The sequence below is a fragment of the Persicobacter psychrovividus genome, from assembly GCF_036492425.1.
In the GTDB taxonomy this organism is placed as follows: domain Bacteria; phylum Bacteroidota; class Bacteroidia; order Cytophagales; family Cyclobacteriaceae; genus Persicobacter; species Persicobacter psychrovividus.
In genome coordinates this window covers 138,017-150,556 of record NZ_AP025292.1, presented here as the reverse complement: position 1 = coordinate 150,556, position 12,540 = coordinate 138,017, and the positions used below count along the sequence as shown (strand labels likewise).

The 12,540-nt window shown below is 44.1% G+C and carries 7 protein-coding genes and 7 tRNA genes; 4 read left to right on the top strand and 10 right to left on the bottom strand.

Features of this window, described 5'->3' with window-relative positions; translation table 11 throughout:
- Positions 1–20: 20 nt before the first annotated feature.
- Complete coding sequence (locus AABK40_RS00615) at positions 21–854, bottom strand: universal stress protein (RefSeq protein ID WP_338397385.1); 834 nt, start codon at positions 852–854, stop codon at positions 21–23.
- A gap of 326 nt (positions 855–1,180) precedes the next feature.
- On the opposite strand from AABK40_RS00615, the gene AABK40_RS00610 reads away from it, so the two are divergent.
- On the top strand, positions 1,181–2,389 hold the full coding sequence (locus AABK40_RS00610; RefSeq protein WP_338397384.1) for a glycosyltransferase: 1,209 nt from the start codon (positions 1,181–1,183) through the stop codon (positions 2,387–2,389).
- A gap of 95 nt (positions 2,390–2,484) precedes the next feature.
- The gene (locus AABK40_RS00605; protein WP_338397383.1) at positions 2,485–3,753 is read left to right on the top strand and encodes a glycosyltransferase; all 1,269 of its coding nucleotides are present in this window, start codon (positions 2,485–2,487) and stop codon (positions 3,751–3,753) included.
- Positions 3,754–3,798: 45 nt separating this feature from the next.
- Here the strand turns inward: AABK40_RS00605 and AABK40_RS00600 are convergent, their stop codons facing one another.
- Positions 3,799–4,860: a DNRLRE domain-containing protein gene (locus tag AABK40_RS00600; RefSeq protein WP_338397382.1), complete on the bottom strand. Its 1,062-nt coding sequence runs from the start codon at positions 4,858–4,860 to the stop codon at positions 3,799–3,801.
- 100 nt (positions 4,861–4,960) lie between these two features.
- On the bottom strand, positions 4,961–6,418 hold the full coding sequence (locus AABK40_RS00595) for a carbohydrate porin (RefSeq protein WP_338397381.1): 1,458 nt from the start codon (positions 6,416–6,418) through the stop codon (positions 4,961–4,963).
- Between the two features lie 671 nt (positions 6,419–7,089).
- Between AABK40_RS00595 and AABK40_RS00590 the strand changes: the two genes are divergently transcribed.
- Positions 7,090–8,328, top strand: a complete 1,239-nt coding sequence (locus AABK40_RS00590; RefSeq protein WP_338397380.1) for an aspartyl protease family protein — start codon at positions 7,090–7,092, stop codon at positions 8,326–8,328.
- 114 nt (positions 8,329–8,442) lie between these two features.
- Here the strand turns inward: AABK40_RS00590 and AABK40_RS00585 are convergent.
- From AABK40_RS00585 to AABK40_RS00555, 7 genes are all read right to left on the bottom strand, one after another.
- Positions 8,443–8,516: transfer RNA gene (locus tag AABK40_RS00585), tRNA-Arg, on the bottom strand.
- 37 nt (positions 8,517–8,553) lie between these two features.
- Positions 8,554–8,627: transfer RNA gene (locus AABK40_RS00580), tRNA-Arg, on the bottom strand.
- A gap of 37 nt (positions 8,628–8,664) precedes the next feature.
- Positions 8,665–8,738, bottom strand: a tRNA-Arg gene (locus AABK40_RS00575).
- Between the two features lie 37 nt (positions 8,739–8,775).
- Positions 8,776–8,849, bottom strand: a tRNA-Arg gene (locus AABK40_RS00570).
- Between the two features lie 37 nt (positions 8,850–8,886).
- Positions 8,887–8,960: transfer RNA gene (locus AABK40_RS00565), tRNA-Arg, on the bottom strand.
- Positions 8,961–8,997: 37 nt separating this feature from the next.
- Positions 8,998–9,071: transfer RNA gene (locus AABK40_RS00560), tRNA-Arg, on the bottom strand.
- A 37-nt stretch (positions 9,072–9,108) separates the two neighbouring features.
- Positions 9,109–9,182 (bottom strand) — tRNA-Arg (locus AABK40_RS00555).
- Between the two features lie 556 nt (positions 9,183–9,738).
- Between AABK40_RS00555 and AABK40_RS00550 the strand changes: the two genes are divergently transcribed.
- A complete protein-coding gene (locus AABK40_RS00550; protein ID WP_332922920.1) occupies positions 9,739–12,501 on the top strand; it encodes a 2-oxoglutarate dehydrogenase E1 component in 2,763 nt (920 codons plus the stop codon).
- Positions 12,502–12,540: the final 39 nt, after the last annotated feature.

Here is a 12,540-nt window from a genome sequence, read left to right as displayed (position 1 = left end):
ATTCACGCTACGAATAAAAATTAGGGGTGCACAATCAATAAATTCGATGGCAAATCAGACATGATGTATTCCAGATCCTGTCTGAAAATACGGTCAAAAAGCCCTAATTTGCGCCCCATTCCCTGCATCACCAACAAATCCGCATTGGTTCGTCGTGTAAATTTCGCCAACTCGTGCCCGGCTTTCCCTGCGGTAATTTTTATATTCACCCGCAGGTCGGCCACATTCAGTTTGTTCAGCTTCTCTTGCACTTCCTTCAGTTCCTCATTCACAAGGCTCTTTCTCGTTTCAGAATATTCTTCCTCAGAGTCTTCAGAGGCCACAGCAAGGCTCAGGCCATACAGCTTGATCTCGCGAATCAGGTGAACAATACTCGACTGGTCTTTTTTGGCCAGCTCCACTGCCGCTTTCAACGACTTGCGCGGGTTTCGTCCACCACCACATTGCACCACAATGTTGTCCATATTCTGAGGATTGGAAGAAGGCGATACCAGCACCATCACCGAACAATTCGCCTTGCGCAGAATATCGCGTGCTACGGAACCGATATAATACTGAAAGAGGTTCTCCTTGCGCAAAGCACCAGCAACCAACAGGTCAACATCCTCATCAGTACAAATTTCAAGAATCTTTTTTGAAGGGTTGCCATCTTCCCAGCGAAGGATCACTTCCTCTTTCGATACTCCTACACGGGAAAGCATCTCATCGAGCTGAGCAATATCTGCCTTGCCCTGTGCGCCAATATGTATAAGGACCATCTCAGCATCGAAAAGCTTTTTCAAGCGCAATGATTCTGCTAAAACCGCCTCTCCGGTAGGAGAAAAAGCGACGGCCACGGCTAATTTCTTAAACATGGGATTTTTAATTTTCTTCAGGAAAAATAACAGTCAGCAAAAAATATTACTTACTGTAGAACCTGTTCCACCCAAAAAAATCGCTGTTGATGTAGGAAATTGATGGTCGGGACATATAACCAAATATAAGTTATTTTTGATGAAATAAGGCGATATCAACTTCCCCAACCGACATAATTTTCGAAATTTTAATTCGAAAACAATCCCATCCTATGCATTCCAACCTGTGCCTAATGGGTAAATACCCACTCAACAGCCTTCCACAATAGTTTAGTGTTCAAATATTATTAGCTTTGCCGACGGTCAATGATCTGATAACTGAAAACATGAAAGTACTTTTTACCTTTGGCGGATTGCCCCATTATTTAGTCGCTTTATTGAATAAAATTAATGCCATGCCCGAATTCGAGGTGGTGGTGGTCATCCCAGGCCAATCGAACGGCACCATCGGTAAAGGGGTCAAACTGATTGATTCGGGTTATGAGTTTAAACTGATCAAAACCTCTGAATACAAAACATGGTATGGCAAACCTCAGCTTACAGACCTGGACCAAATCATCATTACTGAAAAACCTGAAATCGTGGTTTCGCTGTGGCCCTATATCATCGGTTTTGCCTTCCTGCCCAAATTGCGACGTGCCATTCAACAGGTGAACACCAAACTGGTCATCCGTGAGATTCCGTTCATGGTGGCACCAAAACATGGCGCAGTGAAGTATTATCAGGAGCATCCTATTTACGATGAAAACCTTCACTTTCAGCCCAACAGTGGCTGGCGGTTTAAGCTGAAAACACACCTGCTGACGATCATGCGGCAGGCCTATTACAAACAGTGTTCGGCCACGATCAACTATACCGATGTAGCATATAACGTACAACCATCCTTCGGCATTGCCCACGAGGACATTCACGTCACCCTGAACTCTCCCAATACTGATGAGATCAAAAAGGCTTATCTCACTCTCAAAGCTGATCCGCAGAATACCCCAAAACCTTTCCGAATTATTCATGTTGGCCGACTGGTGAAGTGGAAAAAAGTACATCATCTGCTTCAGGCAGTGGACATCATCCGAAAGCAAATTCCCGAGGTGGAGCTGGTGGTGATTGGCAATGGTCCTGAGCTCGATAACCTGAAAACACAGGCGGCGGCCCTGAATTTAGAGGATCACGTGAAGTTCCTGGGGGCCGTTTATGGCTATGAACAGCTCGGGAAGGAGTTTATGCAGGCGGCTGTTTTTGTGCTCGCAGGAATGGGTGGGCTGGCCATTAATGAAGGCATGGCCTTTGGCAAACCTATTGTTTGCTCGGTGGGCGACGGTACCGAACGGCACCTCTTACGCCATGGGGAGAATGGCTATTTCTTTAAAGAAAATGACATCAATGACTTGGCTGAAAAAATCACCGAGCTCCTGCAAAACCCTGAAAAAGTAGCTGAGTTTGGGCAGAAAAGCCTCGATATCATTGATCATGAAGTGAATATAAACACTGTAGCCGACCGCTTCAGAACCGCTTTACAAAAAATTGCCGCCAAATAAGCTGTACGCTTTTTGATACAATACCCGCCCCATTAACTTAATTCCCACGCAAATCGAAGAGAATTTCCTCCCGATTGCTTAGCTTAACACTTGCTATGGCAGATAAAAAATTAAAAATCGTTTTTCTGACCTCCTTCGGAGATACTGGCGGGGCAAGTATGGCTGCCTTGCGGATTGCTAAAGCTGTGGAAGCGCAGGGAATGGATGTACACTTTTTGGTACAACACCAAAATAAGCCCCACCCGAAAATGCAGGTGGTCAAAGGATGGAAAATTCGTCTTGCCATGGAGAAGCTGCACTTTTTATGGTACGAGAAGGATGCCGCACATCGTTTTGCTTTTTCTTCTGCAACTGTTGGGGCTGACCTTGCCAACCATCCCTTAATTCAATCGGCAGACATCATCCATATCCACTGGACCAATCAGGGCTTTCTTTCCATGAAGGGAATGAAAAAGCTGTTTTTACTTCAAAAACCAATCGTCTGGACGCTTCATGACATTTGGGCATTTTCTGGTGGCTGTCATTATGCTGATCGCTGCGATGGCTATCTGAAAGAATGCGGTTGTTGTCCATTGCTCAGAAACCCCCACAGCCACGATTTATCGCATCAGCAATGGAAAAAGAAGCGCGAGATTTACCCATTGAACCACCCACACTTAATCGGTGTCAGCGACTGGATCGTAGCGCAGGGAAAAAGTGCCGCTTTGGCTCCTCTGCTTCATTTCGACCGAATTTTCAATCCCATAGACACCACGCTGTTTCAGCCATCAGATCAAGAAGATCGCCTGAAAAAAAAATGGGGACTCCCGCTCCATCAGCCATTATTGCTCTTCGGTGCTGCCAATTTACTGGACCCACGAAAAGGGTTTAAGGACGTCTGCAAGGCCATCGAACAACTCATTGCACAGGGAATAAAACCGCCGCACCTGGTGTTTTTCGGAAAATGTACGCAATTGGATACATTAACGGCACTGCCCTTTGAGTATAGTTATTTAGGCCTGATCAGCGCACAGGAAGACATGCGGGAGTTGTATCAAATCGGGGATGGCTTTATTACTGCGGCACTTCATGAGAACCTCAGCTACATGATTTTGGAAGCAATGGCCTGTGAAACTCCCGTGATTACCTACCGAACAGGTGGTAATCCGGAAGCTGTTTTGCACAAAGAAAATGGTTATGTCGCCGATTATCAGTCTGTTGAAGACTTGGCAAAGGGGATTTTATGGCTCACGCAGGAGGCCGATCTTGTTTGTATCAAAAAAGAGGCAAGAGGGCATATCCTTGAGAATTTCAATGAACAAATCGTTGGTAAAGAATATGTTGAAAAATACAACCAAGCCCTATCCATAAAAAAAAGTCTCTGAAGAAAACCTTCAAAGACCCTTTTAAATCACATATAAGCGCTGAAATTAATAACTGTAAATAACCTCTAATTTTGGACGCTTATCAGGATCATGATAATCACTTGAACAGAAGTATAAGGCTCTGTAACCACTCTCTTGCTTTAACTGAATCATTATACCATCACTTCCTGCTGGACTATTTACAATATCATTGACTATTGGCAGAATATCTATATCCAGATAATCCTCGTTATCTGTTTCAGAGGCTTCCATACTTATCCGGTTTACCGAAGTGAACGAAGGCTGAGTATTCCAGGTAATTTCACCTTCGCCCCACGCTTCTGTTACTCGATTAATCCAACACGCATTACTCCCACTTAATTTTGAGTGCGTATTTTCTGGCCAATGATATAAAGATAATGACGCTTTTTTAATGGTCGCTCCTGCAGGGATATCAGTAAAGTCAAAGTCAAGGTAAGCTCTTGTTCTGCTTAAACGCCCATCAATGGTCCAATTTTTAATCATCAAATCCTCTCGATCACCCCAATTTTCATCTCCGTACCAAGAATCTACTCGTGCATCTTTTCCATCAGAACTGTTCGGTCGAAGTTTAAGATGTTTTACGATTTGTAAGGAGAATTTGGCATAACCAAATTTATCTAGCCCCCCAAAATCTGAGGGAAGAACCTCCAAAACCACGTTATTCACATTATCGGGTGTTATACTAAAAGAATGTGGCAAAGGAGTTGAAACATAATCTTCAAACTCAGATCCAGATTTAGGAGTAAGATAAATGATGGAGGCATCTTGATCCAAAACAGCAAAATCCTCAACAGTATAATCAGCCACAGGAAGCTCTATGTTTTCAGTAAGGTACTGACCATTCATATTGAATAGGTCAATTTTCCGCATATTGTAGATATAATCACCCTCCATATCCTTTATAGATAGGAGAATAAATTTTGGTTCCCCAACATCTGCATGACGAAAATTATGGTTGGTCTCACTAATCGAAAAGGTTATTCCTCCCTTTTCGTTTGGTAACAAATTTGAATCTTGTGAACAAGCGAGCATTGAGGCGGTCAAAAAAATAGCCGAAATTAGGTTAAGTGCAGTTTTACAATTCATGATATGTTATACTTAAAAATACTTATCTATATTAATAACTAAACCCCACTTTTAAAATTATATTTATAATTATATACATTTTTAAACTAATTTATTTTTATTAAGGAGTCCCAATATACCATTCCGACTTCACCCCCACATAAAAACCCACAGGTGTTGGCCCGACCACATTCAGGAAAGGGGAGCCGATGCTTCGCTGTGCAAAATCGTTGTATCGTGCCAAGGTAAACACCAGCCTGATCTGCGGCCTGTCAAATAAACCATCATGACCAATAGGCATAAAAGTAGGCGCAAGGGTCAATTTTGTAACCGATGCGGCAGGATCTGTCCCATTTACCCGACCTTGGTAACTGCCCTCAGCAATCAGGTGTAAATAATTATTAAGGTGAAACATCGTTCGGGCGCCTACAACAAACTCTTCCTTAAAATTGTAAACCTTGGTGCCGAAATAGTTCTCGGCCTGCCCTCGATCATCGAGGGCACTTTCCGCTGCCGCACCACGGCTGCGCATGTATAAGCCATAAATCTCTGAAGAGAATTTTTCAGAATATTCAAGGATTAAGGACTCAACAATCGACAGCGAATAGGCACGGTTGAAATGATTCGCTTCCAGATCTGGAGCACCATAAGTAAAATAGGTCCGCGAGAAGCCGTTATCGCCACCATTGGCAATCCCTCGCGCATACCGAACAGTCAGTGTATTATAGGTCTGCCGTGAACGATTCAGTATATTCCAGCGATGCTTCAATCCGAGTACCCAGCCATTGGCTGATTTCAGCTGATTGGGATTAACCCCCACCGTGTCCGCGTTGTCATCTGCCTCTGCAAGCTGGTGATATTCCGCAAGTGCCTTAAAGGAGTGATCCTCTCCCAGGCTGAAATTTTGCTCTCCAATCAACACCAAACGCTGTCGGAGCTCCAGCACTTGCCCGTTGTTGACCACCCCATTGTAAAAATAATTTGGGCCCGTGTCTGAAGTGTCTCGACTGGCAACATACAAGGCCATCAATTGTGTATTTTTATACTTGATTCCCGCCCCTTGCCCAGTATGGTCATCAAAATTGAAATAATCATTGGTTTGTGAATAAGTCTCGCGGGTGTACCGCCCACCTACCCAGAGCATCAGTGGCAGGTTGGCTATTTCATCTACCTGAATATACGCCTCGGGCAGTGCGAAAGCCAGGCCCGAAAGCTGATTGGTGCTTCCGTAGGTAATGAGCTGCGAGGAGCGAGAATACATCGCGAAAGTCAGGGCAATCTTTATCCTTGTGCGGTCGCCATTCTTTAGGTTAGGCTGAAATTGATAACCTGGAATAAACTCAAAATAATCCCCCTCTTCATTTCTTCCCCCACGGCTTCCCATGCCATTCAAATTGAAATTCGCTCCAGTAGCACGACCGTGATTCACCACCGTATTGATCCCGATACGGCCATACAAACCAACAAAGGCACCATTCTGATAGTTCTTCAGGGAATCGGTATCAACTTCCTGCGCCCATGCCATATTGAAAAAAAACATCGAAAATACTCCTAATATCAATCCTAAAAATTTCGCCATAGCCAATCTATTCTATTCAGTATCATTTAATCCTGCAGCAAGTGTCAGCAAATTCCTACCCTATGGGACAAAGATGCCCAGTCCTGAATATTGAAATTTTACAATTTACCAACACTTCAACCTCCACAGGTAAACAAGAATACCTTCAAGATGTTCCCTCTCAGGCACGGATTACAGCCGCTTAGGGCACCATTCAATCAAATGGATTATTTTTACCAATCTCAGCTAAAAAATCCCTCACGAACATTATTGCGTATAATCATCTGTATTATTTAATATAAATTTCATATCAGCTCAGATTTCGCAGCTTAATCCCCTTTAGGATTAAAAATTGATATAAATGACTAACAATCAAGACTAATCATTTGTATTGTCAGTTTTTCTTATTTAAATTACTTTCGTTGTCCAAAAACCGAAACACTCCCATGACGCCATCAACAAAGCCAAATAATCCAAAGTCCTTTAACAACAAAGTATTAGGTGTTTTTTTCGCCATGCTGCTATCCACAGGCCTTATTGCCCTCAGTCAAATACATATCATCAATTCAAAATCTCGGATTGCAACCATATTTCCGACACAGGGGCTTATGCAGGAGACGGCGCTGACGCCTAATTTCCACCTGAATTTTATTGGTATATTCACTGATTTAGTACTTCGCCGATAACCAAAAATGATGCGCGGTACGATCAGCTTGTTGCTGGTTCTATTTTTTCCCTTATTATCTTCTGCCCAAAATCGGTTTGGTTTTTTCTTGGACGACAACACCAAACGGCACAGCCTCCCTTTCGAGTTGCGGAGCAATCTGATTATTGTCAAATTTCAGATCAACGGATTCCTTCCCCTAAATTTTATTATTGATACTGGTGTGCAACACAGCATCCTGACAGATGTGTCTGTTGCGGAGGTACTTGGTCTCACGTATCAGAAAAAAATCACCCTTTATGGTGCCAACAGGACACCCATAACCGCTTACATTTCCACGGGCATTAATCTTGATGCCGGGCAGTTACATTCCCGAAATGGCGCATTGCTGATCCTCGAAAAAGACCCCATGAATTTCTGGGCACTTACAGGCACCATGGTTCACGGAATTATTGGTTATGAATTATTGAGTCGTTTTGTCACGGAAATTAATTACGACCGCAAACTGATCACCTTTCATCGACGGGAACATTTCTCTCCTCCCAAAAAGAGTATTGCCCTTCCTCTTACCATTCGGCACACCAAAGCCCACATTATCGCCGACCTTCGCCTGGAGGAGGAACAACTGAACAGCCTTTCCTTAATGATTGATACTGGCGCAAGCAGTGGGCTGACCCTGGAGCAAGACCACGAAGGCCTGCCATTCAACCCACCCCAAAAGCATATCGACACCGCACTTGGGTTAAGCATCAGCGGACAACTTGAAGGAAGCATGGGCCGCATTGATCATATCAGTCTTCATCAGGAACTGCCGCCACTCAAAGAGGTGGTCACCAATTTTGCTGATGAAAGTTACCTTGAAGACAGCACTTTTGTACTCAGCAGAAACGGCACGATAGGCGGGGAGGTGCTGAAGCGCTATAAGGTATGGCTGGATTACGCTGGAGCAATGGTTTATCTGAAAACAGGCAAATACCATAAAAATCCCTTCAGGCATAACAGGAGTGGGATCGTCCTTCAGCTGATTGACGAGCACGAGCCAAAAATCATTATTCAGAAAGTCATTACTAATTCCCCGGCCGAAAAGGCAGGGCTAATGGCGGGCGACCAACTGCTGCGGGTCAATCATTTTAAAGCCGTGGAAGCCAACATGGGCAACATCTCCACGCTATTCAAATCTATGCGAAAACGGCAGAAAGTCAAAATTGTGTACCGCAGAGACGGCCATCGAACCAAAGTCAAATTTCAGTTAAAAGACCTGATTTAGGCTCAGTCTATTTAGTGGGCATTCACAACAGGCTACTTCCGCCAATATTTTGAAAATCCCTGCATAAAAAAAATGAGGCATAAAAAAACTCCTGAATCATCTTCAGGAGTTTTGTGACCTCGCCAGGATTCAAACCTGGAACCTCTTGAGCCGTAATCAAGTGCTCTATTCAGTTGAGCTACGAAGCCGATTCATTAGCTTTTATACACCGCCAATAAGTGTTTGTGACCTCGCCAGGATTCAAACCTGGAACCTCTTGAGCCGTAATCAAGTGCTCTATTCAGTTGAGCTACGAAGCCGGTTCATTAGCTTTTATACACCGCTAATAAGTGTTTGTGACCTCGCCAGGATTCAAACCTGGAACCTCTTGAGCCGTAATCAAGTGCTCTATTCAGTTGAGCTACGAAGCCGGTTCATTAGCTTTTATACACCGCTAATAAGTGTTTGTGACCTCGCCAGGATTCAAACCTGGAACCTCTTGAGCCGTAATCAAGTGCTCTATTCAGTTGAGCTACGAAGCCAGTTCATTAGCTTTTATACACCGCCAATAAGTGTTTGTGACCTCGCCAGGATTCAAACCTGGAACCTCTTGAGCCGTAATCAAGTGCTCTATTCAGTTGAGCTACGAAGCCGGTTCATTAGCTTTTATACACCGCTAATAAGTGTTTGTGACCTCGCCAGGATTCAAACCTGGAACCTCTTGAGCCGTAATCAAGTGCTCTATTCAGTTGAGCTACGAAGCCAGTTCATTAGCTTTTATACACCGCCAATAAGTGTTTGTGACCTCGCCAGGATTCAAACCTGGAACCTCTTGAGCCGTAATCAAGTGCTCTATTCAGTTGAGCTACGAAGCCAAAATTGTTTTGCAATCACAGAAAAAAATAGGGTCTCGAAAGCCCCCTTTTCAAAATTGCTTTGCAAAGGTAGTATTCCTTTTTTCTTTTACAAACCCTTTATTTAAAAAAAGCGCCTGCAAGAGCCTTAATTATGCTTTTTTAATATCTGAAGTCAATAAATTCATAAATAATATCATCCTGCCCTAAATTATCTTTGGAAAGATAAGCAGAAACCCACCAACACAAGGCGTACCGCAGCTAAGGATGCCATCACAAAAAAGAAAAAAATCCCCTTTACCGATCGCCATCAAAATTCATAACAACAGAAGCCCCCTTTGTATAATTATGCGATCTTTTGATGCCCAAACGCCATTTTTACGCTAAAAAACATCACATACCATCAAAAAAAAGCGCTATAAATGTAACCTTGAGTAAATCCGCCACATTGAATCAGAATCCATAAATTGCCTACCCGTTTACACGGTTTTTGATTGATAAATAATGAAGCTAAATTTGGTTAGAGGCTGTTACAACAGTCTTACAATCATGACCGAAACATATAGAAATCAGGCTGATGGACAAATACTCCTACATCGCTAATGCACACGGTGACTACATCGACGAACTGTATGCTCAGTACCAACAAAACCCACAATCTGTGGATGAGAGTTGGCAAAAATTTTTTGAAGGATTTGAGTTTTCTTCGCATTACCAAAACGAAGAAACCCCTTCCCCTGACTTTCAGCAGAAAGTAGGAGCGGACACCAATACCGATTCTCACGCATATAAAGAAATTTGCGTCCGAAACCTTATTTATGCCTTCCGTACCCGTGCACACCTAAAAACAAAAACCAACCCTGTACGTGAACGCCGCTACTGGAAAGCGTATCTGGATCCAACAGAATTTGGACTCACAGATGCCGACGGTGAAACGACCTTTGAAGCTGGAAAGGAAATCGGACTGGAAAACGGTACGCTTAATCAGATTATCGACAAACTGAAAGCCATTTACTCTCACCACATTGGGTTTGAGTTTATGTACATCCGTGAGCCTGAAATTCAACAGTGGTTTAAAGATACAGTGGAAGATTACGCCATCCACAAATCCTTTGACTACGACCAAAAATGCCATATCCTTGGTAAACTCAATGAGGCGGTCGTGTTCGAGAATTTCCTCCACACCAAATATATCGGGCAGAAACGCTTCTCCCTTGAAGGAGGGGAAACAACCATTCCTGCACTTGACGCCATGATTCACCATGGTGCTGCTTTAGGTGCGGAAGAGTTTGTTATCGGTATGGCTCACCGTGGCCGACTGAACGTACTGGCCAATATCATGGGTAAAACCTATGAGCAAATATTCAACGAATTTGAAGGAAACACCCCTTCAGATTCCACCATGGGAGACGGTGACGTAAAATATCACCTCGGCTATTCCTCTGATATTGTTGCACGAACAGGCGAAAAAGTAAAGCTGAACCTGACGCCAAACCCTTCACACCTGGAGGCGGTAAATCCTGTAGTGCAGGGAAATACCCGTGCAAAAATTGATTACCTTTACGAGAACGATTACCATAAAATTGTTCCCGTTCTCATTCATGGTGATGCCGCCATTGCAGGGCAGGGCATCATGTATGAAATCACGCAAATGGCCAAACTGCACGGTTTCAATACTGGTGGTACCATCCATTTTGTGATCAACAACCAGATTGGTTTCACGACCAACTACCACGATGCGCGATCAAGTATTTACTGTACCGATATCGCTAAAGTAACGGATTGCCCCGTTATGCACGTGAATGGCGATGACCCTGAAGCGGTGGTACATGCCATGGAGATTGCCATTGAGTATCGTCAGAAATTTAATCGCGATGTTTATATCGACATGGTTTGCTACCGTCGCCATGGACATAATGAGTCGGATGAGCCGAAATTCACCCAGCCACAGCTTTACAAAAAAATTGCCAAGCACCCGAACCCAAGAGAGGTTTACTCCAAATACCTTTCGGAGCGCGGGGAAATGGATGCCAAAGTAGCGCAGGAAATGGACAAGCAGTTCCGCCAGCTGTTGCAGGATCGCCTCAACCTGGTGAAGCAAAGCCCGCTGCCTTATAAGCTGCAACCGCTCGAAAGACAATGGCAAGCTTTGCGGAAATCCAAGGGCGAGGACTTTGACTACTCGCCAATTACAGGGATTGATGAACTGAAAATCAATCAGGTGGCTACCGCGCTCACCACCGTACCAGAAGGGTTTAAGGTTTTGCGCCAGATCGAAAAGCTGATCAAGGAGCGTAAAAATATGTTCTTCGAGGAGCAGAAACTCAACTGGGCCGCTGGCGAGTTACTGGCTTATGGTTCAATGCTGATTGAAGGAAAAAAGGTACGCCTGACAGGTCAGGACGTTATTCGTGGAACCTTCTCGCACCGCCATGCTGCATTGTTCGATTCTGAAACCAACGAGAAATACAACTCGCTGAACCACATCGACGAAAAGCAGGAGCATTTCAGCAACTACAACTCATTGCTTTCAGAATATGCCGTGCTCGGTTTTGAGTATGGTTACTCCACTGCCAACCCTAATGCATTAACCATCTGGGAAGCACAATTCGGCGATTTCGCCAATGGTGCTCAGGTAATGATTGATCAGTTTATCTGTTCGTCAGAAACAAAATGGAACTCCATGAGTGCCCTCGTGATGCTGTTGCCTCACGGTTACGAAGGTCAGGGGCCAGAGCACTCTTCAGCACGACTGGAACGCTTCCTGCAAATTTCTGCCAACCAAAACTGGATCATCACCAACATCACCACGCCAGCGAACTTCTTCCATGCTATGCGTCGCCAGCTTACCTGGGATTTCAGAAAGCCATTAGTGAATATGTCACCGAAATCATTGTTGCGACACCCTGAGGTGGTTTCGCCCATCAGTGATTTCACGGAGAAAACTTCCTTCCAGGAAATAATTGACGACCCTAAGGCAGGACCAAGAAAAACCAAGCGAGTGGTGTTCTGTTCTGGGAAAGTTTATTACGACCTGCTGGAAAAACAACGCAACGACAAGCGTGAGGACGTCGCACTGGTAAGGGTGGAGCAAATTCACCCATTCCCAACAAAGCAAGTGGAAGACTTGCTCGACAAATACAAAAAAGCCGAAGTGGTATGGGTTCAGGAAGAACCGAAAAACATGGGTGCCTGGTGGTTTATCCGTGAGAACTTCCCTGAAAGCAGAAACATCCGCTGTATCTCGAGAAACACCTCCACATCGCCAGCAACAGGTTACGCCAAGTTGCATGCGAAAAATCAAGCAATCATCGTCGAAACCACTTTCGACCTAAAATAATCAATCTAAAAAAAGGGGCGTCAGGCCTCTTTTCCAAAA